The organism is Sphingopyxis sp. 113P3, assembly GCF_001278035.1.
In the GTDB taxonomy this organism is placed as follows: domain Bacteria; phylum Pseudomonadota; class Alphaproteobacteria; order Sphingomonadales; family Sphingomonadaceae; genus Sphingopyxis.
The window spans coordinates 643,058-668,177 of sequence record NZ_CP009452.1 but is presented as its reverse complement, the minus strand read 5'-3'; the positions used below and the strand labels follow the sequence as shown (position 1 = coordinate 668,177).

The following is a 25,120-nucleotide window of genomic DNA, read 5'->3' as shown; positions in this document are numbered from 1 at the left end:
GCGACATTTTTCATAGTCCTGCAAGGTTCTGCAACTGGAGAATGGGCAACAGAATCGCGAGGATGATCAGCGCGACGCACGACCCCATCACGACAATTATGACAGGCTCGAGTAAGGCCATCGACGCGGCCGTGAAGCGATCGAATTCCCGCTCGAGATAATCCGCCGCGCGCTCGAGCATCGGCTCCAGCCGACCTGCGCTCTCCCCGCTCGCGGTCATGTAGACAAGAAGCGGCGGAAACACCCCCGTCTCGCGCAGCGCCGCCGAAAGGCTGCCCCCGGCGCGCACCTGATCGACGAGCGCAGCCGTCGCCCCGGCAAGCGCCGCGTTGCGGATCGTCGGAACGGTCAAGCGCAGCCCTTCGACCAGCGGCAGACGGCTGGACACCATCGTCGCGAGCGTCCGCGCGAAGCGCGCGGCGTAGAGGTCGCGAAGCAGCCGCCCGATGAGCGGCAAGCGCAGAAGTCGGGCATCGACGCGCGCCTTGAATGCCTCTCGGCGCATTGCGCTCACCCAGCAAAAGACCGCGAGCGCGATCAGCAATGCAAGGAGCCACCACCAGTTCGCCGCGAAATTCGAGAGGGCGATGACGGCGCGGGTCAGAAAGGGGAGCTGCTGCCCGACATCGGTAAACTGCTCGACGACGCGCGGGACGACGAAGATCATCAGCGCTGCGACCACGCCGATCGCAACCACCGCGAGCACGATCGGATAGGCGAGCGCCGCGACGAGCTTTCCGCGCACCACCGCCTGGCGTTCGAGGAGGTCTGCAAGACGCGCGAGGATGACCGTCAGACTGCCCGTGGTTTCGCCCGCCGCGACCATCGCACGATAAAGCGGCGGAAAGCTCGGCGCTTGCCGCGCCATCGCATCGGCGAGCCGGCGGCCTTCAAGAAGACCGGCATGAACGTCGCCGATGACGAGCCGCGCGCTTTCAGCCTCGCTCTGGCGCGTGAGGGTGCGCAGCGCTTCCTCGAGCGGCGCGACCTCGGCAAGCGTCGCAAGCTGCCGGGTGAAAAGCGCAAGTTCCTTGGCGGACAACCGGTTCCGGCGATAGACGAGCAGCGGGCGTCCTGAAGACGCGCGCGCGCCCGCGGGTTCAAGTGCGACAATGTGGAAATGCCGCCGGATCAGGTCGGCGCGCGCGGCATCGTCGTTCACCGCCCTCAGCCGCCCCTTGCGCTCGCGGCCCTGGCGGTCGATCGCCACATAGCGATAGTCAGGCATCGACATCCTCACGCCGTGCGACGCGGACCGCCTCCTCGGGCGTCGTCAGCCCCTTGGCGACCATCGCGCGCGCCGCGCCGGCGAGCGTGGGTGCCTTCAAGAAGGCGTGTCTGGCGATCATGGCCTCATCGCCGCCCGCATAGATGTAGCGACGGACCGTTTCATCGACCTTGATCGCCTCGAACACGCCGATGCGCCCCTTGAAGCCCGTGTGACCGCATGCCTCGCAGCCCCTGGGCCGCCAGATGACCGTACCGGCATCAAGTCCGAGCATTGCGGCGACGCCCTGGTCGGCCTGCATCGGTTCGCGGCACTGGTCGCACAGCCGTCGGACGAGCCGCTGCGCGATGACAGCACGAAGCGTCGAGGCGAGAAGAAACGGCTCGACCTTCAGATCCTTGAGGCGCGTTATCGCCCCCACCGCATCGTTGGTGTGGACGGTCGAGAGGACGAGGTGGCCAGTGAGCGAGGCCTGCACCGCAATGTCGGCCGTCTCGCGGTCGCGAATTTCGCCGACCATCACGACGTCGGGATCCTGGCGCAGGATCGCCCGCAGCCCCGCCGCAAAATCGAGCCCGACCTTCGCGTTGACCTGCGTCTGACCGACGCCGTCGACCGCATATTCGACTGGGTCCTCGACGGTCAGGATATTGCGCTGGCCGTCGTTCAGCTGCTTGAGCGCTGCGTAGAGCGTCGTTGTCTTGCCCGATCCCGTCGGGCCCGTGACGAGGATGATGCCATTGGGCTCCGCGAGCGCCTCGCGAAGGATGCGGTCGGCCTCCCCCGACAGGCCGAGCACATCGAAGTCGATCCCTGCCGTGTCCTTGTCGAGAATACGCATGACGACCCGCTCGCCGGCGCGGCTGGGGAGCGTGGATACGCGCACGTCGATCGCTTTGCCCGCGAGCGTCAGCGCGATACGCCCGTCCTGCGGCACGCGCCGTTCAGCGATGTCGAGCCGTGCCATCACCTTGATGCGGCTGACAATGACAGGCGCAACGTGCGGCGGCATTCGCAGATGCTCGCGCAGCACACCGTCGGTGCGCATCCGTACGACGAGTCCGCTTTCATAGGGCTCGATATGGATATCGCTGACGCCCTGCCGGACGGCTTCGGCGATAATGGCATTGATCAGGCGGATGGCAGGGGCGTCGTCGGCGCTGTCGAGCAGATCCTCGGCGCTCGGCACGGTGAAATCGAGATCGCCACCGTCGAGCGACCCCGCCATCGCGCTCGTCGCATCAACGGCATAATGGTCCGAGAGCAGCCGGTCGAAATCGGGAGCGCTGGCGCTGGCGACGCGCAGCGGCTGCGCAAGGTAGCGCTTCACCTCGATCAGCACGGCGGCATCGCTGCCTTCGCGCAGCGTAGCAATCCAGCGCCCGTCGCCATCGGGCGCGATCACCACACCGTGCGCGCGCGCAAAGCCGTAGGGAATGTCGACCGGCGCTGCGGGATGCGGAACGGCCGGGTCGCCGTCGCTCACGGCTGCTCTCCCTCCGCGCCGGCCGACGGCGGGATGTCGACCGGCAGCGGCGCCGCCGGCGCTATGGTGACGTCGGCGGCGCTGGGCGCGCTTGGAGCCGGCGGCACGGTGCCGAGATAATCGCGCACCAAGGCGTCGATCGCGGGCTCCCGGTCGGGATTACGCTGGAGCTGAAAGTCGCGGATATAGCCGTAGCGGCGCGCGGTGAGCGCGGCATTGTCCGCGCGATTGCGCAGGATCGTCGGGCGGATGAAAACCATCAGATTGGTCTTGGCACGGCTTCGGCTGCGGGATTTGAACAGCTCGCCAATCAGAGGAATGTCGCTGAGAAGCGGAATACGCTCGATCGTGCGGCGCTCATCATCATTGAGGAGCCCCCCGATCGCGAACATCTCGCCGTCATCGACGGTCAGCACCGTCTCGAACGACCGCTTGTTGAGGATGAGTTCAGCGTTGCGCGACGACACCGGCCCGGCGACGCTCGACACTTCCTGGCGGATGAACATCTTGACCTCGCCCGCGCCGTTGACCTGCGGTGTGACCTCGAGCTTGATGCCGACCTCCTCGCGCTGGACGGTGCGGAAGGCATTGTCGAAATTGTCGGAGAGCGCCTCGCCGGTGGTGATCGGCACCTCCTGACCCACGAGAAACCTCGCCTGCTGGTTGTCGAGCGTGACGATGTGCGGGGTTGCCAGCAGGTTTGACGTGGTGTCGGATTTCACTGCGTTGATGATCGCCCCAAAGACGGTATTCTTTCCGATGTCCCCCGCAAAGCCCGCAAAACCGCCGGTCGCCGAGAGGAGCGACGCTGCAGCGGCCTCCTGCAGGCTGTTGCCGAGCGAGCTGTTCTGCTGGGTCACGATGGTGTCGCCGTTCACCGTCGTCGTTTCCTGTGAGAGCTCGTGCGCGGCATAGGCGCCGCCAAGCGTCAAAATGTTGGGCGAGGCATTGCTGTAGCTCGTCGCGGCGAAGGGAATGTTCTTGCCACCGAGAAGGAACTGGACGCCGAGCTTCCTTGCCGCATCGTCGCCGATCTCGACCACGATCGCCTCGACCAGCACCTGCGGACGCCGGGTGTCGAGCTGCCGGATCAACTCGCCAAGCTGGCGCTGCACATCGGCATTGGCAGCGACGATGATCGCATTGGCGCCTTCGTAGCGGGTGACGATCGCGGGGCCACGCGCCGCGATGCTGCCCCCCGAAGCGCTTGTCGGGACAGGCACCGCAGCGGCCGCGGCCGCCGCACCGCCGCCTGCGTCGGAAGAGGAGGACGAGGCGGGGGACAGTCCCGCCTTCTGTGCGGGATCGCTGCCGCCTCCCACAAGTTGCTGCAACGTTGGGAGCAGGGTTTCGGCATTGGCATGTTCGAGCCAGTAGACGCGCAGCTCGGTGCCGCCCGCCGCCTTGCGGTCAAGATCATTCGCCATCGCGACGAAGCGGGCGACCAGCGCCTGGTCACCCCTCAGCGCGATTGCGTTGCTGCTATCGATCGGAACGATCGCAACCGGTGCCTGCGCCCCCTCGCCGGCGGCAGGAACCAGCGCCTGGAGCGCTGCCGCAATCTCGCGCGCACCGGCATTTTTGAGTGTGACGATCTGGCTTGTCGAACTGTCGCGGTCGATGCTGGCCGCAAGCGCGCGGATGCGCCGGATATTGTCGGCGAAGTCGGCGACGACGAGGCTGTTGGCATTGCGGTTCGCAGTCAGCGATCCTTGCGGGCTCACGAGCGGGCGCAGGGTTTCGACCGCCGACACCGCATCAATGTGCCGCAGGCGGATAATCTCGGTCACAAACTGGTTTTGGGCGGCACGCGCGCTTCCGATGCGGCCAGGCTGCGACGCCGCGCCGTCGATCGGCTGGATGCGATAGCTGCCGTTGGGCCCAGGCACCGCCACGAGCCCGTTCGAGCGCAAGGTCGCAAGAAAGATTTCGAAATATTCGCTGCGCGACAGCGGTCGGTCGGTGACCACCGATACCTTGCCGTTGACGCGTCCGTCGATCACGAAGGTGCGCCCGGTAACCCGCGCCGCATCCTGAATGAAGGCGCGAATGTCGGCGTCGCGGACATTCAACGTATATTGGGCAAGCAACGGCGCCGGGGCGGCAGAAGCCAGTGCGGCGGCGAGCATCAAGGACAGTTTGAGACGCATAAACCCTATTGTTTCGACAGGAAGATCGCGACGGGAACGACATTGGCGCCGCGCTCGACCTCAAGCGAGATGCGTGCGCCGGGCGTCAACTGGTTGGCAATGACCGCGGCGTCGCCCGCGGAGCCGATCGGGCGGCCGCCTACCGAGCGGATCACGTCCCCGGGACGCAGTCCGGAGGCTCGGAAGGCCGCACCGTCGCCCTGCGGCTGGACGACGAGCCCCGTCACCCGGCCGTTTTCGCTGCGCGGCGCAAAGGCAACCCCCGCTTTGATCGCCTCAGCCGTCAATTCGCCTCCGGTCCCGCCTGCTGCCGGTGGGACCCCGATCCCGGGTGTCGGCGCGGGCAACACCGAAGCGGAGACCGCAGCGTCGCCGCTCTGGTCGAGGAACAGGCTCTCACGCGCGCCGCCTCGATCGAGGGTGACGTGATCGAATGCGACGCTGGCGAGACGGACCCCGGGGGCGATCTCTTCGCCCACGGCGTAGCTCGCCTGCACTCCATCTTCGCCCGCAATGATCGCCGAGCCGCCGCCCGTCGCTTCGTTGATGTTGATGCCATAGAGCGTAAGGCCGAGCGAGGTAATGGTCGCGCTTGCCGGTCCTTGTGCGCCCGTGCGGAAGAAGGGGTCGAAGCCGGCAAACAGCGCGTGCCGTTCGGCGGGCGGCGCGATGGCCGCTGTCTGCGACTGCCAGGCTCCAAGAGGCGACAGTGGAACAATGAGCGCCCAGAGCAAGCGCACACACTGCCAGACGAGCAGCGATCCGATCAGCAGGAGGATAAGGTGCGGGACCAGTGCACGCGCCGACCGCGAACGTGGCCGCAGGAAGGCGGGCAGCGCACGCGGCAGCCGAATGGCCGATCCGGGCATCAGCGTCGCCATAGGATGTTCCTGTCCCCCAAACTGAAAAATACGGCCTCGCGAATCGCCTAGTAGCGATCGGTGACAATCAGTTGACGGGAAGATTACAGTTTTTTGTCGGAGGGGCGAGTCTGGTGCTGCCCAGCCACGTCAAACTTCTCCTCTATCGCGCGGCTATGGGCGGCTGAGCACGAAAGGCTGACCGGGGGACGAGCGGACAGCAGGAGCTGCGCTCCTGCCCCCCTCTGCCTTCGGCGCCCCCCCTCCCCAGCGCTGGGGCAGGGCGGAAGAGCTCAGAACTTCACCGATGCGCTGAGCGAGAAACGCCGACCGACCTTGTAGCGGTTGAAGTAGATGCGATTGGCGCCAAATTCCTGCACTTCCTCATAGCGGCGGGCGGTCAGGTTGCGCGCCTCGAACTTCAATTCGATTTCCTTGCCCATCAGCTGCAGCCCCTGACGCGCGACGAAGTCGAGCGAGAGGCCGGGCTTTTCCAGAAGGTCTGGCTGACCAGAGGGACCGCGGCTGGTGACCCGCGGACTGGCATAGGTGAGGAGCAGCGTTTGTTGCGAAAGCTGGTAGGTGTCCTCGAGCCCGATCTGGACGTTGACCAGATGATCGGATTGGCCCGTGAGCGGCGAGCCGTCGAAGAAATAATCGCCCGCGTTGCGCTCGGCGCCATTTATCGTCGTCGTGTCACCATCACGAACTCGGATCTTCGATCGGGTGAACGTGTAGTTGCCGATCAGGACGAGGCGGCGGCTCTGCCAGAAGGGGGCATCCGACACGGTCTCGAGGGGGACATGTTTCTGCAGCTCGAACTCGGCGCCATAGAGCATCGCTCTGGGCGCGTTCGCGTAGCTCGTATTCACCGAGGAATCGGAGATCGAAGTGTAAGCCTCGATCGGATTCTCGATCGACTTGTAGAAGGCGGCGGCGGAGACGCGCTGATCGCGATCGAAATACCATTCGTAGCGAGCCTCGGCATTCCACAGGATAGAATCGGTCAGCGACGGGTTGCCGCGAAACAGGCGGTTCGATTCAGGGTCCTGATAGACTTGCGCGACCAGCTCGCGGAATTGCGGGCGCGCGATCGTCTTCGACCCGTTCAGGCGGAGCTGCATGTCGGGCGCGACCTCCCATGTCAGGGTGACCGCGGGCAGCCAGTAATCGTTGCGCAGATCGGTTTGCGCGATCGCCGACGCGCCGCTGTTGAAGAGGTCGATCGGCGCAACCCTTTGCTTTGCATCCTCATAGCGCACGCCAGCATTGACGTTCAGCCCTGCCATCAGCCCCGCCTGGAGCTGGGCATAGCCAGCGTGGGTGGTGAGCTTGGCATCAAACGCCGCGGTGCCGTCCTGGGCCGAGGTTTCAAGCAGGGTGATGTCATAGAGCTGAATCGTCGCGTCGGAGAGAAGATAGTCGGGGCGCAGTTGCTGCACTGCGACCGGCAAGTTAGAGGCGCGATACTGGAACGCGCGGCGCGACGAGACCCGGTGCGTATCGCTGTAGGCATAGCCGGTCGTCACGGTGAACCCCGGGGCGAGCCTGTAGGAGAGGTCGACACCGCCCGACCACAGATTCTCATCAAGGTCCGAAAAGGCAATCGTCGCGTCACCCTTGTTGCCGCCGAGATCGTTGACGAACTTGTCGCCGGCCGGGTCCTGCCCGGCAGGCAGGTTGGTGCGGACATAGGTGAAGCTTCTCTCATAGGGCGCCTCGCGCTGCGAATTGGCGTAGCCGCCGCGCAGGTCGACGCTGAAGCGGTCGAATTGGAATTCACCCACGAGCTGCGTGTTGATGAGCTGCCGCTCGTACCAGGCGGTGTCCTGTTTCATGATGTCGCGGTCGGACTGGTTTCGGTCGGTGCCGAGCGCAAGCCGCGCCTGCTTCAGCGTGTCGCGGATATAGAGGCTGGTCCAGCGAATCCTGTGATCGCCCAGTTCGAGCCCCAGGCCGAGCAGGCCGTTCACCAATATGCGGTTGTCGGTGACGAGGCGCCTGTAGCTCGTCTGCGGATCGCCCGAAAGGTCGGCATTGACCGATGTCTGCTGCAGCGTGTCGCGCGTACGCCACTTGTTGCTGATCCCCGCGGTTGCAATGATCCCGAGCGCGCCGCCCGCCAGCGGAAGCGTCGTGCCGCCGGTCAGCCCCGCTGACCAGTTCACGGGAATATGATTATTCTGCTGGAGCAGCGTCGTCGGCGCGTTGACGAGGTCCATCGCGATCGCTTCGAGATCCTGCGCGCTGAAGTCAGCGCCTTCGAGAATCGGCTTGCCGCTGGCGAGTGCCACTGCGAGCGAGCGCGGAATGTCGCGCGTGCCGTCGTCGAAGCCGGTCCAGTCGGTGCCGCCGCCATTATAGGTGTAGCCGAGCTGGTTCGTCGTCTCGCTGTCCCAGCCTGTTCCGCCCGACAGGGAGAGAAAGGTCTCCTCGGGGCTGGCCTTGGTCGTGAGATTGATGACGCCACCGCCGAATTCACCGGGGAAGTTCGCCGAATAGCTCTTCTGGACCAGAGTCGAATCAATCACGTTCGAGGGAAAGATGTCGAGCGGAACAACGCGCTTCAGCGGCTCCGGGCTGGGCAGCGGCGAACCGTTGAGCAGCGCAAGCGAATAGCGGTCGCCGAGCCCGCGGACATAGACGAAACCGCCGCCGACGACGCTGAGGCCGGTGACACGCTGGAGCGAGCCCGAAATATCGCCCTCCCCCGTGCGGGCAATGTCTGCTGAAGAGAGAAGCGAAACCACCTCCGGCGTCGCGCGCACGACATTCGGCGTGAAGCGGCCATTGACGACAATCTCGTGCCCGCCGCCGCCGGGGATCGAAACATCGCCGTCTTCGCCGGGCTGCGGCGCGAGGTCGGCGGAGGCGTCTTGCGCCAACGCCGCTGGCGCAACGAGAGCGGAGCTGAAAAGAAGCAGGCTGGCAAAGATCGGCCGCTTGGTCATGTCGATTGTCCCTGAGACTATGCAAGGAGGGGAGCGGGCCGCCGTCCGGCGTGCCCGCTCCCCGAATGGATCGCCGGCGGTCAGCTTGTCGGCAGGCTGGTACAGCTGCCGCTGCTGGCGCCGAAGCTCGCGGTCGCCGAGTTGCAGGTCCATCCCTGGTACCAGGTGTCACTGGCGTCGCGGACCGCGCCGACATAGGCGGTGGTATCGAAGAAGGTGTTCAGCGTCTTTGCATCGAAGGCGGTGAAGCCTGTCTCTGTGGCGCCATTGACAATCAGGCTGGTGAGGGACGGCACGTAATCAAAACGGTTATTGGTACCCGCGGTGAAGATTGTCCGGACCTCGGTATCGGTGACCGCCGGACTACCGCCGCCGCGGAAGGGGCGGCTGCCGCACTTCAGCGAAACCGAGAAGAACTTCGGCGGCCCCTGCTCGTCCGGACCCGTCGTTTGGGTGGTCGAGCTGCTGTCGATCCGGATGCATGAGGTGTCGGAGGTGATCAGACCATTGACGAAGCTATAATCGGCGCCGCCGCGGATGCGGATCGCGGCGGCGTTGCCCGCCGCGGCGTTACGGTGGATGAAGGTGAAGTTGGAAATCGTCACGTTCTGGCGCGGCACCGCATTCTCATTGCCGTCCGAGTCGATTTCCATCATCGAGTCGCCCACCGAACCGCCGGCGCGCTGCACCGCGATCGCATATTGGATGTTGCCCTTGTAGCCGACGTCGGTGTCGAAGCTGTCGTCTTCGGCGCCCGTCACGATCATATATTTGAAGTTCGCCCGGCCGCCGAAGACCTCTATTCCATCGTCCGAGCTGTTGTGGATCTGAATATGGTCGATCTGGGTTCCCGACCCGACCCCCGAAGGGGTGAGGCCTTGGAGCTCCTTGTCGGCGCTGAGCACAAAGCCCGAATATCGGATCTGAACATAGGAGAGGCGCCCCGAATTGTCGGCGGGCTGCGCGCCCCCATAGAGCGCGTTCGACGTTCCTTCGGTATCGCGTTCGCACGCGGCCGTGCCTTCCGCAGCGCCGGGCGCAAGGCAGTCCGTGACCGGGGCGCGGCCGAGCAGCACGACGCCACCCCACAGCTGCGACGTGTCGTCCGTCGCGGTCCCGACGACATTGCCGCGACCGGTGAAGATGATCGGCTGGGCCGGGGTGCCGACCGCATCAATGCGGTTCCCTCGATTGACCACCAGATAGGAAACGCCCGTCGAGCCGAAGATGATCACGCCCGGATCGATCGTCAGCGTGACGACATTATTTGTACTCGCGGCGCCTTGGTCTGTTCCCACATCGACGCGGCCCGGCAGCGAGTAAATGACGCCGGCAACCTTGGGGATCGCGGTCGAGGTGTTGAAGCGTGACGGGAAGCCGCAGTTGCGCCACGTCCCTTCGGGGCCGGTAATCGTGCCCAGATCGCTTAGTTGATCATTGCCCGCAATCGTCGGGCATTGAGCAGCGGGGGTGACGCTTGCAGGGGTCGGGGTAGGCGTCGGAGTTGGTGGCGGGGCAGGTGTCGGCGCCGGAATGACGATCACCCCCTCGCCCGGCGACGCAACCCCGTCGGCCCCGCAGGCCGCCAGGACGGAAGACGCCACGCCGCTGAGCATGACCAAACGAACGCGCGCAAAAGCCGCCATGAAAATCTCCGCTTCCCTGAACGCGCCCGCCGGACGGGCGCCCCTGATGAACATGCCACCGGGAAAGGAGCAGTATCGCGCCCCGCGCCCCCGGCAATGCTCCGACTAGGATGATTCGGTGACGCTCTGACGGTAGAGCGATGACATTTTGGAGACTCTTCCGGGTCGCTCCCGTGACATGTGTCAAGGCGGCCCGAGCCGGTATTTGCGCGCGGAAAAAAATAAATGCGGCGAAGCTCGCTTGCATCACCCGAAAAGCTTTGCTAGGCGCCCGCACCTACCTGGTACCGGGATCGTCCGGACCATCATGATGTGCGGTCGTGGCGGAACTGGTAGACGCGCAACGTTGAGGTCGTTGTGGCCGAAAGGCCGTGGAAGTTCGAGTCTTCTCGACCGCACCAGTATCCCTTGAAATAAAGGCTCTTCCCCGTGAACGGGGGATGAGGGTGGATCAGACCCGATTGATGACGCCATTCCAACCGCAAAGAGCGGCTCTTCCCCGTGAACGGGGGATGAGGGTGGATCAGACCCGATTGATGACGCCATTCCAACCGCAAAGAGCGAGCACGCGCAAGCGGTAGTTGTGAAAGTTGCGGAAGCCGAACGCGCGGCGCGAGATCATCTCCATCTTTGTGTGAAAGCCCTCGGTGATTCCATTGTTCCTGGAAAAGCGCCACATGCGGGCGACGGGCTCGAGCCAGCTGGTCAGGGTATCGGCGAGGGACTTGAGGGGGCTGGCGGCGAACTGATCGATCAGCCTGAGCAGGTCGGGGATAAGCTGGCTGGCCTTTTTGGCATTGAGGGATTTTTGCGTCAGCAGGAGGGCCATGTCCTGCTTGGCAGTGTAGAGGGCTTCGAGCACCGGATTGGCTTTCAGGTAGACGGCCAGCCTTTTGCGCTGTTCTTCGCTTAGCTTCCATCGATGGCGCCGCATCAAACTGAGCAGCCCGCGATTCTTTCGGCCCTCGGGATCGAAGCGCTTCCATCCTTCGAGGAAATGCTGGTTGAGCAGCCGAATGACATGGAAGCGATCGGCGACGATCTTCGCGTTCGGAAAATATTTGCGGGCGATTGCGCGATAGGTTTCCGACAGGTCCATCACGATGACCTTGACCTTGTCGCGCCCTGGCAACCTTCGCAAATAGCTTCGTAAACTGTCTTCCGAGCGTCCCGGGACGACATCGTAGACCTTGTGATTCTTCAGATCGACAAATGTCGTCGCATAGCCTCTCTTGCGCGAGAAAAAATGCTCGTCGATCCCCAGGACCTGCGGGCAGGTCCGACCGGACAGCTCCGAGACGCGCTGTTCGATGAAATGATGATACCAGCGCTCGATGGTTGCACTGCCGATCGCATGGGTGCTCGTCAACTGGCTTTGGCTGATGCCTCCGTGGTGACCGTCGAAGACCTCAAGACGGTACGTCTCCGTCGCGCGATAGCGCGGACGGATGCCCGAAAAGCGATGACGGAAATAGCGGCCGCAACCGGCACAATGATATTTGGGCACCGCAAGGTGCACGATCAGGATCTGGTTGCCTTGACGCGTGTGCTTGAGCTCGCGCTCATAAGTCGCCTTGATCCGCAGCCCCCCGTGGCCGCAATAAAGGCAAACAGGCCGCTTCGTTGGCCGCGCCCACACACGAATGTCGCGTCGCCGCTCGACACGGACAATCTCAACATCCGACAGCCCTAATATGCCGTCGATTCCCTGATCAGCCTTCTTCTTCATCAGACTTGTCCTTCCTATGACAAGTCTAACCCAATTTCCCTCATCCCCCGTTCACGAGGAAGAGCCGCGCGACACCATGTGACCGCCCGTAGTGAAAAATGACGATTGTTCAATTCGCAGTCGGATAAGCGATGACTCGATCGGCACGGGCGTCAAAATGGCAGCAAATCGCGCGCCACTGGGACCCCGCAGTGCGAATTCCGCGCCATAGAATGACCATAGGTGCATTTTAATGGCGAAAAATTAGCGATTGACAAAAAATTATCGAGCGTCATCTCTTATGGTGCAGCGCACAATAAGACCATTGGTCAGTTTGCGGCGCGGTGTGATAAGGGGATTATCGATGCCGAAGAATGTCATCCGCCCATTGGGTCTCTCGACTATCACCTCGTTGGCGCTTTTGCAGAGCACGGCGGCGCATGCGCAGGCCTTGCCCGATGCAGATGCCTCCACCTCCGGCATGGAGAGTGGCGACATCGTCGTCACCGCCCAGCGCCGCGAACAAAAGCTGCAAGACGTACCGATAGCGATCACGGCGGTGTCGGCGGAAGAACTTTCGTCGCGTAACGTGTCCGATCTTCAGTCGATCTCTTCGATCGCCCCGTCGGTCCAGATCACCGGGGCGGGCGGCGTCACCGGCAATCACCAAGTCGCGATCCGCGGAATCTCGGGACAGGGCAGTCCGATCGGAACAGCACAGCCCGTCGCGACCTATATCGATGGCGAATATCTCCCCACGACCGATGCGGGCTTCTTCACCTTGGACGATGTCGAACGCGTCGAAGTTTTGCGGGGCCCGCAAGGCACGTTGTACGGCCGCAACTCCACCGCAGGTGCGATCAATATCATCACGCGACTGCCCGGAGACGATCTCCGGGCGGGCTTTGACGTGAGTTACGGAAACTATAATCACATCCTTGCGCGGGGGTCCGTGAGCGGCCCGCTCACTGATGGCCTGAGTGCCGGCCTTTCGGCGAGCTACGAATCGCGCGACGGCTTTGTCAAAAACAGCACGACCGGAAATACGCTCGACGATCTGACATCTTACGTCGTTCGCGGGAAAGTGCATTATCAGTCACCCGATGAGAGCTTTTCGATTTTGCTCGCGGCGGACACATGGAGACGCGACAACCCCTCGACGATCTGGAGCTCTCTCTACGACCCCACCAACACGGTTTTTATCGGTTTACCCAATCCCGACTCGGTCACTTACCCGGCGGAAGTCGATGCGACCTATCGGAATGACAACCGTTCCGAAGGTCAGGTGCTTACGCTCAATTACAAGGCCACGTCGGACCTCGCGTTCACTTCGATCACGTCGCACCGCAGCTATCGCGCCGATATTGCCTATTTCACGCCGATCTTCAATCAGGCGGGCGGATCGGAAATTCGTCACAACACCTTCAGTTCGGAATTCCGCTTGGCCTATACCGGCAAGATCCTGACCCTGACGGCCGGCGTCAACTATTATCGGAACGATCAGCTCTATGCGACCCAGTCGCCACATGGCCTCGGCATAACGCTTCCCCTCACGAGCCCGCGCGACACCTCCAATCTCGAGGCATTCGGGATATTCGGCCAGGCCGAAGTCGCGGTGACGCCCAAACTGACCCTTATCGCAGGTGCCCGCTATATCCACGAGACACAGGATTTCGTGATCGACTACACCCAGGCCGTGACGCCCGCACCGCTGATCACCGGGACGGTCAAGGCCGACAAACCGATCTTCAACGGGGGCATCAACTACAAGGCCACGCCCGATATCCTCCTCTATGCCAAGGTCAGCCAGGGCTATCAGGCGCCGGGCTTCAACAGTTCTGTCAGAACGACAACACCCTTCATCACGTTCGAGCCCGAGAGGCTTCTGGCTTATGAGGCCGGGATAAAGTCCGAATTCTTCGACCGCATGCTCACTCTCAATCTGGCGGGCTTCTATTACGACTATAGCGATCTGCAGGTAAAAAACATCGTCGCGGTCGGTGTGCAGGTCATCGACAACGCCGCCAGCTCCACGATCAAGGGGGTTGAGGGCAGCCTCGTCCTTCGCCCGGTCGAGGGTCTGACGCTGAGTGGGGACATCTCCTGGACCCACGCGACCTATAAGGAATTCTGCGAGGGAAACGGCGGCAGCGCTCCGCCGGCCGGCGATCCGGCGTGCACCAACAAGAACGGCATCGCCGGCTGGGATCGCGCGGGCAATTATATGAACAACTCGCCAAAATGGTCAGGCAGCGTTTCTGCCAGCTATACGCATCCCGTCGGACCGGGAGAGCTTCGCGCCACAGCGGGTTATAGTTTCTCTTCGCGTGCCTATTTTTCACCGGCGAACGAGATCGCAGTCAGCCGCGGAGCCGTCAACAAACTCGATGCGCGCGTCGGCTATCGGTTCGACGGGTTCGAAATTTATGCCTATGGCCAGAATCTGACCAATCAGCGCTTTGCCTCTTTCCCGATCAGAGCGCTTTATACGCCAATCAATTTCGTGGTGAGCCCGCCGAACGATCCGCGGACCTATGGCGTCGGTATTCGCTTTACCTATTGATCGATCGGCGCCCCCTCCGCCCGACGATCGCAGGGGTGCGGCGGCTGCAGAAATCCGGGATCTGCTGAGCAGGGATGCGTATAACAGACCTGCCGCTTCGCCTTTTGCCCCAAGTGTACTTCCGCCAGGAGCAAGTCCGTGCCCCACCTTCGAGCCGACATCGCCGGAACGCGGCACAATTTTGACGGCATGAAGCATTTGCTCGCCGCTGCGAGTCCTCCACGCTCGGGGGATGAACTCGCGGGCATCGCGGCGGAGAGCGCGGAGCAACGCATCGCGGCACGCTTCATTCTGGCCGATCTGCCGCTCCGCGCGCTGCTCGATGCGCCGGTCGTGCCTTATGAATCCGATGAAATCACACGCCTGATCGTCGACGGGCACGACGCGGCGGCATTCGCGGCGATAGCCCATCTGACCGTAGGCGGTTTTCGCGATTGGCTGCTTTCGAACGAAATCGACGGTGCCGCTATCGCCGCGGCTTCGCCGGGGATCACCCCCGAAATGGCGGCCGCCGTATCGAAGCTGATGCGCAATCAGGACCTCATCGCGGTCGCGCGCAAGCTGAGTGTCGTGACGCGGTTCCGCAATACGATCGGCCTCCCCGGCCGCTTGTCGGTACGCCTCCAGCCCAACCATCCGACCGACGACCCGGCAGGCGTTGCAGCGTCGATCCTCGACGGGTTGCTGATGGGTGCCGGCGATGCCGTGATCGGCATCAACCCGGCCACCGACAATCTTCAGGCCACCGAGAAACTTCTGCACCTGCTCGACGAGATCCGACTTGCCTATGCGATGCCGACCCAGTCATGCGTGCTGGCGCATGTCACGAACACGCTTGAGCTGGTGCGATGCGGCGCGCCCGTCGATCTGTGCTTTCAGTCAATTGCAGGGACCGAGGCCGCCAATCGCGGCTTCGGGATCGACCTCGCTCTGCTCAGAGAAGCGCAGGAGGCAACGCTGTCGCTCGGCCGCGGTACGGTCGGTCAGGACTGTATGTATTTCGAGACGGGCCAGGGCTCATGCCTGTCTGCCGACGCGCACCATGGGGTCGACCAGCAGACCCTAGAGGCGCGCGCTTATGCTGTGGCGCGATCCTTCCGGCCGCTGCTCGTAAACACCGTGGTCGGTTTCATAGGCCCCGAATATCTCTACGATGGCAAGCAGATCGCGCGGGCAGCCCTTGAGGATCATTTTTGCGGCAAGCTGCTCGGCCTGCCGATGGGGGTGGACATCTGCTACACCAATCATGCCGAGGCCGATGGGGACGATACCGATACGATCCTCACCCTGCTTGGCGTGGCCGGCGTCACCTTCATCATGGGCATTCCCGGCGCCGACGACATCATGCTCAACTATCAGTCGACGAGTTTCCACGATGCGCTCTACCTGCGCGAGGTGCTCGGGTTACGGCCTGCGCCCGAGTTTGAGGAATGGCTGCAGGCGATCGGCCTGTCGCGCAATGGCAGAATAGCCGGCAACATGCCAGCGGCGCTCCCGCCGGACCGCATCCCGGCCTTGAACCGCGCCCATGGCTGAGGGACCGGCCCTTCCGGACCAGTTGCGCGCGCTGACTCAGGCGCGCGTCGCGTTGGGCAGGGCTGGCCAGTCGATGCCGACGCAGGCGCTGCTGGCCTTTCAGCTCGATCACGCCCGCGCCCGCGACGCCGTTCACACCGAGCTTGCAGTGGAAGAGCTCTCCGCCGCAGTCGGCCAGCCTGTGATCGATGTGCGCAGCCGAGCGCAGAGCCGCGCGGAATATCTCAAGCGCCCGGACCTTGGCCGGATGCTGGCGGAAGCGGATATGGCCAAGCTTCCAGCCTCGGGCGATACGCTGGCGATCGTGGTGGCGGACGGCCTGTCGGCGACCGCCGTACATATGCACGCGGCCCCCATGGTGGCTGCGATCTCCGAGCGGGTGGCGGGGTGGCGGGTCGCGCCGATCATCGTTGCCCGTCACGCGCGCGTCGCGCTCGGCGACGCGATCGGCGCAGCCCTGGGCGTCGATCTGGTCGTGGTCCTGATCGGCGAGCGGCCCGGCCTCAGCGCACCGGACAGCCTCGGCGCCTATCTGACCTGGCAACCCCGCCCAGGACGACGGGACAGCGAGCGCAATTGCGTATCCAACATCCGGCCGCCGCATGGGCTCGGCTATGGGATGGCGGCGGACACCATCGTCCGTCTGATCGAGGGAGCGCGGCAGATGCGCCTGACCGGGGTCGCTCTGAAGGACGGGGCAGCCGGCCAACTGCCTGCCAGTCCGGCCTTGCTTCGCGAGCCTTGAACCGCCGACACCGTCAATCAGCCGCTCAGGACTGCAGGCTCTTCGTGTTCATCGCTCGCCATTGTCCCCGGCGGGACATTTTTCCATCTGTGCACGCCCCCCAAAAGGCCCTGTGCCGCCTCACGCATCGCGCGGACGCTAACCGGATTTTCTCGAAAATAGCCACTTTTTAACAGCGAGAGCCCGCCCATCATCAAAGCCAGCCCATGAGAATCAACCCGGCATTGCCTTGCAGAATCTTAAAATGCGCTGCGCGTTGACATCATAGGCCCCCAGCCGAGAGTCTTTTGCCTCTGCCAGATCTGCCTCGACCTTCGCTTTGCTTCTCGCGGATCGGGCAAGATCCCAGGCCGATCGAGCATGCGTCTTAACCGGTGCCCTGCGACCGCTACTTGGTGCGCGCGGGGCGGCATCGCGGATCAGACATGTCTGAATATAGGACCACTCCCGCGATCAGGAGAGCGCCCGGCTTCACCGAACGGAGGAACAACATCAGGAACCCGGTGACCGCATGGAGCGAAAGAATATCCCGCCACCAGATCCCAAAGCCGTGTAGCAATCCAAACAGAAGGAGAATGCTCAGGTGGCGGAGCAGTGTCCTTCCCTCTTTTCCATCAGAAAGCGCGTCACCCACAAGAACCAGCGGGTCGTGTCCCATTTGGTGGTGTAGCTTCTCGGGCGAAGCCTTAGCGATCTCCGGCGAAGCCGGGTTGATCATTCTGCCATGGCGGGCAGCGTGATGATGGCATTATCGCTTAATCCCGAGACGCTCTCAAGGGTCATGTAGCGGCAACGCTGGACCGCCCATTCATCATTTTGTTCGAGCAGGATGGCACCTACGAGGCGTGTAATCGCCGCCTCGTTGGGGAAGATGCCGACGACGTCGGTGCGCCGCTTGCTCTCGCCATTGAGTCGCTCGATTGGGTTGTTTGAGTGCAATTTGGTGCGATGCTGCGCGGGGAAGGTCATGTAGGCCAGGACATCCTCTTCGGCATCGTCCATCAGCCTGGCGAGCTTTGGAACGGTGGGCCGCAGCTGGTCAGCCACGCTACGCCACTGCGCCTTGGCCGCCTCGGCAGTGTCCTGCGCGAAGGCGGTGGCGATGAACGCCGACACGACGCGGCGGCCACTCTTGCCCGCATGGGCCTGCGCATTGCGCATGAAGTGGACGCGGGGGTTGTTGAAAAAGCTCCCGCCGTGTGATTCACTTGCATTTGATCGGCGAGGGAGGCGGCATGCTGGGGCGCAAGGAACGAGATCAACTGGAACTGTTCATTACGGGATCGCTGCGCCAGCTCATTCCCGACGAGCACATTCTGGTTCGGGTCGATGCCGTTTTGGATCTTTCCTGGCTGCGCGACGAGATCACCGATCTATACTGCATCGACAATGGCCGGCCGGGCATCGATCCGGAGGTCGCGGTTCGCCTGATGCTCGCGGGTTTTCTGCTCGGCATCGTCCATGATCGGCGGCTGATGCGTGAGGCGGCGGTCAACATCGCGATCCGCTGGTTTGTCGGCTATGGGCTGCACGAGCCGTTGCCCGACCATTCGTCACTGACGCGCATTCGCCAGCGTTGGGGGGCCGAACGCTTTCGCCGGATCTTTGAGCGCACAGTCCAAGCCTGCGTTGCCGCCAAGATTGCGACCGGGGAAGTCGTCCACCTCGACGCCTCATTGATCCGCGCGCATGTGAGCTGGGATTCGCTAGCCGTCCGCCATGTCGAGGCGGTCGCCGAAGCCAACGACGAGGCGCTCCGAGACAGCCGGCAGAGCGGCAAGTTCAAGAAGGTCTGCGTGACCGATCCCGACGCCACGATGGCGACAAACGGCCGCAACCGCCGCCTTGAACCGGCCTACAAGCAACACACCGCTGTCGATGACGTGGCCGGCGTCATTGTCGATGTAGAGATCGCAACGGGTGAGGAGAATGAAGGCATGGCGGTTGCAGGACGGCTCGATGCAGTGGCCGCGACCACCGGCCAGGCGATCACCACCGCGACGATGGACGCCGGTTACGCCTACGCCAAAGTGTTCCGCGCGCTGGAAGACCGTGAGATCGAAGGCATCGTCCCAGCCAAGGCGGAGCCCCCGCCGGGCAAGGTCATTCCTACGCGCCGCTTCAAGTTCGATGCCCGCCATAATGTCGCGCGTTGCCCCAAGGGCAAGATTCTACGTCCGAAGGGCAAGCTGCATCGCGGCGCCTTCCAGTATTTCCACGCCCGCGCCAAGGATTGCGGCAGATGTCCGCTCCAGGCACGCTGCGTGAGCCCTTCACGCCGTGCCCGCGTCGTCGTGTTCAACGTCAATCACCCTTCGCTGCTGCGGGCGCGACGCAAGCGGAGCCGATGGAGCAACCGCGAAGAACGGCTCTATCAGCGTCACCGCTGGCGGGTCGAAGGCGTTCACGGTGAAGCCAAGACTTGGCACGGGCTTGCCCGCGCTGTCCGGCGCGGCCTCGACAATATGCGCATTCAGGCCTTCCTGACGGCCGCCGCAATCAATCTCAAGCGGCTAGCTGCCGCCCTCATCTCGCTAATTTGCGCCGTCTTAACCGCCGGTGTCGCCGAAAATCGTCCCCCCAGGTACCTCACAGTTCAATAGCGCCCAAAGGGTGGAAATCCGAGGAACAATCCCGTGGTCTACATCAAATCGCAATGATAGCGGCTTTTTCAACAACCCCACGCGGCAGCGTTGCCAGGTGGCGCAGAACACCTTGGCGACGGCCGCCTTGATCCCCTCGTGAGAATCGGAGATGACCAGCTTCACGCCCCGCAAACCGCGACGCGCAAGGCTGCGCAGGAACTCGGTCCAGAACACCTCAGCCTCGGAATGGCCGATCGCCATGCCCAATACTTCGCGCCGACCGTCACTGTTGACGCCCACCGCGATAATGACGGCGACCGAGACAATGCGGCCCGCGCGGCGGACTTTTATGTAGGTAGCGTCCATCCACACATAAGCCCAGTCGCCTTCGATGGGACGCTCGAGGAAGGCCGTCACCCGCTCGTCGATCTCTTCGCACAGCCGGCTGACCTGGCTCCTGGAGATACCGCTCATCCCCATGGCCTTGACCAGATCGTCGACCGAACGGGTTGATATCCCCTGGATATAGGCTTCCTGAATGACCGCCGTCAGCGCCTTCTCCGCCATTCGGCGAGGCTCGAGAAAGCAGGGAAAGTAACTGCCTTTGCGCAGCTTGGGGATCTTCAGCTCGACCGTGCCCGCGCGGGTCTCCCAGTCCCTGTCGCGATAGCCGTTGCGTTGCGCGAGCCGATCCGCATCCTTCTCGCCATAGGCCGCACCCGTCAGCCCCCCCACTTCCAGTTCCATCAGGCGCTGCGCGGCAAAGCTGATCATGTCGCGCAGAAAATCTCCATCGGCGCTCTTCCCAACCAGGGCATTCAAGTCCATCTGATCATTGGTCATCGGGGTTCTCCGTAAATTGAGTGTTTGCAACCCAAGCTTACCGGAGTTCGCCGATGACCACCCGCGAAACTGACCGGACACTACAGCGCTTTTTCGATTAGCGCGTGTCCGGTCAGCTTCGCTACCCGCACAACCTACACCACCGCCGGGGACACGACCTCTCCCCCCCCCCCGGAGCGCGCAGGGCTCGCTCCGAATTTCTTGTCCGGTGTTTTCAGCGACGTTTCCAAACGCGAATTCTCCTGCAGTCGGCCGCTTTCCGGGCTAACCGACACTACATCGGCGGCCATTCCTCGACCTTGAGCGCGACGCCTTTCGCGGGCCGCCAGCCTGCAATCGCGAACTTGTCCCAATTTCCCTTGGCTAGAACGCTGCGGTACCATGCGAGCGCATGCGCTTTGTCGGTCGTCATCCAACACGAGCCTCGTTCATTCTTTTCGTCTTCGACATATTTATTGAACTGGCCGACAAAGCTGTCGGAATAATAGCCCGTGATCGCGCGAACCTCGTGACTTTCCTTCGGGTCAGGACTCATTGATCAGAGCCAGAATATGACGGTCGCGGCGAGAGCGACGGCGGAGAAGAAGGCCTTCGGGCACCGATCGTAACGGGTTGCGACCCGCCGCCAGTCTTTCAGGCGACCGAACATGATCTCGATACGGTTGCGGCGTTTGTAGCGGCGCTTGTCGTATTTGACGGTCTTGTTTCGTATTTTCCGGCCCGGGATGCAGGGCGTGATGCCCTTTTCCTGCAAGGCGTCACGGAACCAGTCGGCATCATAGCCTCGGTCGGCCAGCATCCATTGTGCCTTGGGCAGGCTGTCGAGCAAGGCGGCCGCGCCCGTATAATCGCTGACCTGCCCGGCGGTCATGAAGAAGCTGATCGGGCGACCATTCGCATCGCTCACGGCATGCAGCTTGGTGTTCATGCCGCCCTTCGTCCGGCCGATCAGGCGCCCCGGACCCCCTTTTTTACCCCAAGGCTGGAAGCCGTGCGGTGCGCTTTGAGATAGGTCGCGTCGATCATGATCGTCTTGCGATCGGGAGCCCGAGGTGTCGCCAGACCTTCCATCATGCGGATGAAGATGCCTTTGTCGCTCCACCGCTTCCAGCGATTATAGAGCGTCTTCGCCGGGCCATATTCCCTCGGCGCATCCCGCCACCTCAGCCCATTGCGATTGACGAAGATGATCCCACTCAAAACGCGCCGGTCATCGACACGCTTGCGGCCATGGCTCTTCGGAAAATAGGGCTGAAGGCGGGCCATCTGCTCGTCCGTCAGCCAGAATAAATCGCTCAAATTCAGGCTCCTTCGCGGCCGCCTGAATCATAATCGCCACCTCAAATCAATGGGTCCTGACCCTAGGGGGTTTTGCGCTCCTCGATGGAAGCCTCATTCTCAACAATGTGACGCCGGATGCCAATGGGGTAATCGCGGTTCCTTTAGAGGTGCTGGACCTGCTTGGCGATCTCGATGCGGACGTACTTCTGCTCGTGAATAATCTCGAGCCGGGGACAACGGTATCGGCATCGCTTTTCGTTCGCGAAGCGATCCCGCTGCCCGAAGGCGTCTTCGTTCAGACCTTCGGACCCGATGGCCAGGCGCTCGATGCGCCCGTGAACGCTGGCGGGCTCGCGCTGGCGGGAACGGCGGGTGACGACGTGCTGATCGGCGGGGCAGGCGACGATCTGCTCGAAGGCGGTGCGGGTAACGATACGCTGGACGGCGGCGTCGGCCGGGACACGCTGGTCGGCGGAGAAGGCGAAGACATCTTCGTCCTTGCCCCCAACGGTGCAGCCAGCCTGGCGCTCGCGGACCTCATCGTCGATTTCACGGTCGGCGAGGACAAGCTGCAATTGTCCGGCGGGCTTTCGTTTGAGGATCTCATCATCCAGCAGGGCACGCCGGGCAGCGGCGTGGCGCCCACCGATACGGTAATCCGTACCACCTCGGGGGACATGCTCGCCGTCATGCTCAACACGGATGCGCAGCAGGTGACGCAAGCCGCCTTTGCTGCCTGATGAAAGGGGGGATGGGACCGGCGGTCGCCCCGCTGGTCCCATTAGTCCCATTCGGGAGGTTCGGGTTCAGACTATCCGACCATCCCCCGACTATGAGCTTTCCCGACGCCGCTGATGTTATCGCTCCGAACCGACCGGTTCTGTCGCTGACGCGCCTTTTTTTTGAAGGTCGCGTGCTATGACAGCGCCAAAAGCCGAAAGCCTTAACCCTCAGCAGGGTTTTCATTCGGATCGCGGCGAAGGCCGATTTTTCGCTTCCCTTCTAGCCGAGCGACCTCCATCCTCATATGGTTGAGGCGCGGGCCTCCCAGGCCCCATCGGCCCGACAGGAGACCGCGCCATGATCGTTTCCGCCCTCACCCTTCTGTTCGCGGCGCAGGGACCGGTGCCCGCGCTCTGCTCGGCTGCCGTGATCGCAGCCGATGCAGGGGGCCGCAAGACGAACATCTACCGCACGCCGACCATCGCCGCGGGCAAAGTGGGCAAACTGGGCCGCGGAACGCCGGTCTATGTGTGCGGATCGCGCGGCAACTGGTTGTGGGTGCATTTCTCACAGGGGCGTCACATATGCCGCGGCACAAGGCAGGGCCTCGAGGTTCGTCATGCATCGACCTGCGCGAAAGGCTGGGTCGACCGGCGACGCGTCACGATCATTGCGCGCTAGACACAGCTTCGCATCAGATACGACCCCGGCCCGTAGGGGCCCTCCTGCCCGGGCGTCATCTCTTCAAAGCCTTGCGCGCGCCAATAGCTTTCGGCGCCATTCACCGCGACGAGCCGGATTTCCTCGCAGCCTGCAAGGCGCGCCTGTTGCCGGACGAAGGCGGTCGCCTCGACGCCGGCACCCATCCCTCGCGTCGCAGGAAGAAGCGCAATATCGTGCAGATAGTAGATATTGGCCGCCACCGGCAACGCGCCGAGTAGCGCCCCAAGCTTGGGTACCGCGCCGCGATGCCAGGGGTGGGTGACGAGGTAGCCGGCGACAGCAGCGTCCCGCTCGAGCACGCGGCATCCCGCCGGATACAGGTCGAGCCGCTCGGTATAGACACGGCGAGGTTCGGTGAAAGCGCCGTGCACCCTGTCGGAGATCGCGGCTACCGCATCGAGGTCCGCGGTACCCATCGAGCGCCAGCCGCAGGTCATGATGAGGACAGAAAGGGGGCCACCACCGCGCCGGTCACCCGGAGGGGGCGGCCGCTCGCCCTGTCGAGGAGCGCCCATACGGTCCGCGCGCGGACATGCACGCGCCCGTCTTCGCCCGTAAACTCCATGTATCGGTCAAACTTCGCTCCCTGCGGCGCGTCGGCAACCCAGGTGTGTGCCGTCACCCGCCCGCCAGGACCAAGCGCGCGCAGATAGTCGATTTCGTGCCTTACCACGACCCAGATATAGGCGTCCTTATGCGCCTGCGGCGCCGCAGCGTCCCAATGCGCGGTCGCGACCTGTTGAATCCACTGCACCCACACCGCGTTATTGACGTGGCCGAGCTCGTCGATCGTGTCGGGCGTTGCCACCAGATCGAGCGTGAACGCCTTCATGCGAGTTCGACGGTGGTCACCATATAGCCCGCCTCGCGCAGCGCAGCGACGAGGCTGTCGAGATGTTCGCGGTCGCGCGCTTCGCATTCGATGTCGGTGATCAGGCCCTTCGCGGGGAGGGTCGTGAAGATACGTTGATGATAGATTTCAATGATGTTGACCTGTTTCTCGTCAAACAGCTTCATCACCTTGAAGAGCGCGCCCGGCCGGTCCTGCAGGCGAATGCGCAGCCGCGCTATGCGGCCCGAACGCGCGAGATCGCGCAGCAGAACATTCGCCAGAAGACGCGTGTCGATATTGCCGCCGGTCAGCACCAGCCCGACCTTGCGCCCGGCGAATTCCTCGGGATGCGCGAGCATCGCCGCCAATCCCGCCGCGCCCGCACCCTCGACGACCGTCTTCTCGATCTGAAGCAGCAGGCTGACCGCACGTTCAAGATGCCGCTCGGCGACGAGGACAATGTCATCGTTGAGTTCGGCGACGAGCTTGCGCGTATAGGCGCCGGGTTCTTTCACCGCGATCCCTTCGGCCAGGGTATCGCCCTCGCACGCCATGTCGACGCCATTGAGCTCAGCATACATCGAGGGGTAGAGTTCAGCCTGGACGCCCACAAGGCGCATGTCGTTCTTGATCCCGCGCGCTGCGGTGCCCATGCCCGAAAGCAGTCCGCCGCCGCCGATTGGCACGATCAGCGTGTCGAGTTCGGGCACGTCCTCGAGCATCTCCAGCGCCACCGTCCCCTGCCCCGCCGCGACGTGCGGATGGTCGAAGGGATGGACAAAGGTGAGTCCGCGTTCCTTTTCAAGCTCGCGCGCATGGGCGTAAGCATCGTCGAATTTCTCGCCATGAAGGACGATCGTCGCGCCGTGGCCTGCCGTCTGCGAGACCTTCACCTGCGGCGTCGTGCTCGGCATGACGATGGTCACAGGCACGCCGAGCCGCTTGCCGTGATACGCAAGGCCCTGCGCATGATTGCCTGCTGACGCGGCGATCACGCCGCGCGCGCGCGCATCCTCGTCCAGAAGGAGCAGCGCATTGAGCGCGCCGCGTTCCTTGTAGGCCGCCGTGAACTGCAGATTTTCGAACTTCAACCAGACGTCGGCCCCGACCAGTTCCGAGAGCGTCTGCGAATGGAGGGTCGGCGTCCGCACGACCGAGCCGTTAATTCGCCTTGCTGCCCCGCGCACATCATCCAATGTGATCGCCGGAAAATCGGCGGCGGAGGTCAGGGTGAGTTGATCGGTCATAGCGATAGGCCCC

Annotated in this window: 19 protein-coding genes, 1 tRNA gene and 2 pseudogenes; 7 read left to right on the top strand and 15 right to left on the bottom strand. The window is 63.2% G+C overall.

Features of this window, described 5'->3' with window-relative positions; all coding sequences use genetic code 11:
• Positions 1–10: 10 nt before the first annotated feature.
• From gspF to LH20_RS03060, 6 genes are all read right to left on the bottom strand, one after another.
• The gene (gene gspF / locus LH20_RS03085) at positions 11–1,228 is read right to left on the bottom strand and encodes a type II secretion system inner membrane protein GspF (protein ID WP_053556055.1); all 1,218 of its coding nucleotides are present in this window, start codon (positions 1,226–1,228) and stop codon (positions 11–13) included.
• Positions 1,221–2,714: a GspE/PulE family protein gene (locus LH20_RS03080; RefSeq protein ID WP_053552955.1), complete on the bottom strand. Its 1,494-nt coding sequence runs from the start codon at positions 2,712–2,714 to the stop codon at positions 1,221–1,223. Before LH20_RS03080 ends, gspF begins: the two co-directional genes overlap by 8 nt.
• Positions 2,711–4,864, bottom strand: coding sequence for a type II secretion system secretin GspD (gene gspD, locus LH20_RS03075; protein ID WP_053552954.1), 2,154 nt, complete (start codon positions 4,862–4,864; stop codon positions 2,711–2,713). Before gspD ends, LH20_RS03080 begins: the two co-directional genes overlap by 4 nt.
• A gap of 5 nt (positions 4,865–4,869) precedes the next feature.
• Positions 4,870–5,745 carry a type II secretion system protein N gene (locus tag LH20_RS03070; RefSeq protein ID WP_053552953.1) on the bottom strand — a complete coding sequence of 292 codons (876 nt, stop codon included), beginning with the start codon at positions 5,743–5,745 and terminating at the stop codon, positions 4,870–4,872.
• Positions 5,746–6,017: 272 nt separating this feature from the next.
• Positions 6,018–8,675, bottom strand: a complete 2,658-nt coding sequence (locus LH20_RS03065; RefSeq protein ID WP_053556054.1) for a TonB-dependent receptor domain-containing protein — start codon at positions 8,673–8,675, stop codon at positions 6,018–6,020.
• A gap of 80 nt (positions 8,676–8,755) precedes the next feature.
• A complete protein-coding gene (locus LH20_RS03060) occupies positions 8,756–10,321 on the bottom strand; it encodes a hypothetical protein (RefSeq protein WP_053552952.1) in 1,566 nt (521 codons plus the stop codon).
• Between the two features lie 314 nt (positions 10,322–10,635).
• Between LH20_RS03060 and LH20_RS03055 the strand changes: the two genes are divergently transcribed.
• Positions 10,636–10,722 (top strand) — tRNA-Leu (locus LH20_RS03055).
• Between the two features lie 122 nt (positions 10,723–10,844).
• Here LH20_RS03055 and LH20_RS03050 read toward each other — a convergent pair.
• Positions 10,845–12,050: an ISL3 family transposase gene (locus LH20_RS03050; RefSeq protein ID WP_083455258.1), complete on the bottom strand. Its 1,206-nt coding sequence runs from the start codon at positions 12,048–12,050 to the stop codon at positions 10,845–10,847.
• 343 nt (positions 12,051–12,393) lie between these two features.
• Between LH20_RS03050 and LH20_RS03045 the strand changes: the two genes are divergently transcribed.
• The 3 genes from LH20_RS03045 to eutC all read left to right on the top strand — a co-directional run bounded on the left by LH20_RS03045 (position 12,394) and on the right by eutC (position 16,873).
• On the top strand, positions 12,394–14,592 hold the full coding sequence (locus tag LH20_RS03045) for a TonB-dependent receptor (RefSeq protein WP_053552951.1): 2,199 nt from the start codon (positions 12,394–12,396) through the stop codon (positions 14,590–14,592).
• Positions 14,593–14,730: 138 nt separating this feature from the next.
• A complete protein-coding gene (locus tag LH20_RS03040) occupies positions 14,731–16,128 on the top strand; it encodes an ethanolamine ammonia-lyase subunit EutB (protein ID WP_144423495.1) in 1,398 nt (465 codons plus the stop codon).
• Positions 16,121–16,873 (top strand): ethanolamine ammonia-lyase subunit EutC, encoded by a 753-nt coding sequence (eutC, locus tag LH20_RS03035; RefSeq protein WP_053552950.1) that lies wholly within the window; start codon positions 16,121–16,123, stop codon positions 16,871–16,873. The genes LH20_RS03040 and eutC overlap by 8 nt, the downstream gene beginning before the upstream one ends.
• Before the next feature lie 388 nt (positions 16,874–17,261).
• On the opposite strand, the gene LH20_RS03030 is transcribed toward eutC, so the two are convergent.
• Both LH20_RS03030 and LH20_RS03025 read right to left on the bottom strand, forming a co-directional pair.
• A complete protein-coding gene (locus tag LH20_RS03030; RefSeq protein WP_053552949.1) occupies positions 17,262–17,591 on the bottom strand; it encodes a hypothetical protein in 330 nt (109 codons plus the stop codon).
• Positions 17,588–18,046, bottom strand: a pseudogene (locus LH20_RS03025) (transposase); the annotation flags it as partial. The pseudogene LH20_RS03025 and the gene LH20_RS03030, both read right to left, overlap by 4 nt.
• Before the next feature lie 62 nt (positions 18,047–18,108).
• On the opposite strand from LH20_RS03025, the gene LH20_RS03020 reads away from it, so the two are divergent.
• Positions 18,109–19,476, top strand: a complete 1,368-nt coding sequence (locus LH20_RS03020) for an IS1182 family transposase (RefSeq protein WP_053556051.1) — start codon at positions 18,109–18,111, stop codon at positions 19,474–19,476.
• A gap of 54 nt (positions 19,477–19,530) precedes the next feature.
• On the opposite strand, the pseudogene LH20_RS03015 reads toward LH20_RS03020, so the two are convergent.
• The 3 genes and pseudogenes from LH20_RS03015 to LH20_RS22695 all read right to left on the bottom strand — a co-directional run.
• Positions 19,531–20,301 (bottom strand): annotated as a pseudogene (locus LH20_RS03015) (IS256 family transposase); the annotation flags it as partial.
• 274 nt (positions 20,302–20,575) lie between these two features.
• Positions 20,576–20,836 (bottom strand): hypothetical protein, encoded by a 261-nt coding sequence (locus LH20_RS03010; RefSeq protein ID WP_053552948.1) that lies wholly within the window; start codon positions 20,834–20,836, stop codon positions 20,576–20,578.
• Positions 20,837–20,839: 3 nt separating this feature from the next.
• A protein-coding gene (locus tag LH20_RS22695) for an IS5 family transposase (RefSeq protein ID WP_144423494.1) occupies positions 20,840–21,600 on the bottom strand; the annotation gives its coding sequence in 2 pieces (ribosomal slippage) (positions 20,840–21,276 and positions 21,276–21,600; 762 coding nt in all).
• 107 nt (positions 21,601–21,707) lie between these two features.
• Here LH20_RS22695 and LH20_RS24150 point away from each other — a divergent pair.
• Together LH20_RS24150 and LH20_RS02990 are read left to right on the top strand one after the other, a co-directional pair.
• Positions 21,708–22,322, top strand: a complete 615-nt coding sequence (locus LH20_RS24150) for a calcium-binding protein (protein WP_053552946.1) — start codon at positions 21,708–21,710, stop codon at positions 22,320–22,322.
• Positions 22,323–22,662: 340 nt separating this feature from the next.
• Positions 22,663–22,986, top strand: a complete 324-nt coding sequence (locus tag LH20_RS02990; RefSeq protein ID WP_053552945.1) for a hypothetical protein — start codon at positions 22,663–22,665, stop codon at positions 22,984–22,986.
• Here the strand turns inward: LH20_RS02990 and LH20_RS02985 are convergent.
• The 3 genes from LH20_RS02985 to LH20_RS02975 are packed head-to-tail and all read right to left on the bottom strand — an operon-like array spanning position 22,983 to position 25,107.
• Positions 22,983–23,444 (bottom strand): GNAT family N-acetyltransferase, encoded by a 462-nt coding sequence (locus tag LH20_RS02985; RefSeq protein ID WP_235527094.1) that lies wholly within the window; start codon positions 23,442–23,444, stop codon positions 22,983–22,985. The genes LH20_RS02990 and LH20_RS02985 overlap by 4 nt on opposite strands.
• Positions 23,445–23,461: 17 nt before the next feature.
• Positions 23,462–23,860 carry an acyl-CoA thioesterase gene (locus LH20_RS02980; protein WP_053552943.1) on the bottom strand — a complete coding sequence of 133 codons (399 nt, stop codon included), beginning with the start codon at positions 23,858–23,860 and terminating at the stop codon, positions 23,462–23,464.
• On the bottom strand, positions 23,857–25,107 hold the full coding sequence (locus tag LH20_RS02975; RefSeq protein ID WP_053552942.1) for a threonine ammonia-lyase: 1,251 nt from the start codon (positions 25,105–25,107) through the stop codon (positions 23,857–23,859). The genes LH20_RS02980 and LH20_RS02975 overlap by 4 nt, the downstream gene beginning before the upstream one ends.
• Positions 25,108–25,120: the final 13 nt, after the last annotated feature.

Coding starts and splice junctions, on each gene's coding strand:
- gspF (WP_053556055.1), bottom strand. CDS start 1,228: ATGCCTGACTATCGCTATGTGGCGATCGACCGCCAGGGCCGCGAGCGC.
- gspD (WP_053552954.1), bottom strand. CDS start 4,864: ATGCGTCTCAAACTGTCCTTGATGCTCGCCGCCGCACTGGCTTCTGCC.
- LH20_RS03070 (WP_053552953.1), bottom strand. CDS start 5,745: ATGGCGACGCTGATGCCCGGATCGGCCATTCGGCTGCCGCGTGCGCTG.
- LH20_RS03065 (WP_053556054.1), bottom strand. CDS start 8,675: ATGACCAAGCGGCCGATCTTTGCCAGCCTGCTTCTTTTCAGCTCCGCT.
- LH20_RS03060 (WP_053552952.1), bottom strand. CDS start 10,321: ATGGCGGCTTTTGCGCGCGTTCGTTTGGTCATGCTCAGCGGCGTGGCG.
- LH20_RS03050 (WP_083455258.1), bottom strand. CDS start 12,050: ATGAAGAAGAAGGCTGATCAGGGAATCGACGGCATATTAGGGCTGTCG.
- LH20_RS03045 (WP_053552951.1), top strand. CDS start 12,394: ATGCCGAAGAATGTCATCCGCCCATTGGGTCTCTCGACTATCACCTCG.
- eutC (WP_053552950.1), top strand. CDS start 16,121: ATGGCTGAGGGACCGGCCCTTCCGGACCAGTTGCGCGCGCTGACTCAG.
- LH20_RS03030 (WP_053552949.1), bottom strand. CDS start 17,591: ATGATCAACCCGGCTTCGCCGGAGATCGCTAAGGCTTCGCCCGAGAAG.
- LH20_RS03020 (WP_053556051.1), top strand. CDS start 18,109: ATGCTGGGGCGCAAGGAACGAGATCAACTGGAACTGTTCATTACGGGA.
- LH20_RS03010 (WP_053552948.1), bottom strand. CDS start 20,836: ATGAGTCCTGACCCGAAGGAAAGTCACGAGGTTCGCGCGATCACGGGC.
- LH20_RS02990 (WP_053552945.1), top strand. CDS start 22,663: ATGATCGTTTCCGCCCTCACCCTTCTGTTCGCGGCGCAGGGACCGGTG.
- LH20_RS02985 (WP_235527094.1), bottom strand. CDS start 23,444: ATGGGTACCGCGGACCTCGATGCGGTAGCCGCGATCTCCGACAGGGTG.
- LH20_RS02980 (WP_053552943.1), bottom strand. CDS start 23,860: ATGAAGGCGTTCACGCTCGATCTGGTGGCAACGCCCGACACGATCGAC.
- LH20_RS02975 (WP_053552942.1), bottom strand. CDS start 25,107: ATGACCGATCAACTCACCCTGACCTCCGCCGCCGATTTTCCGGCGATC.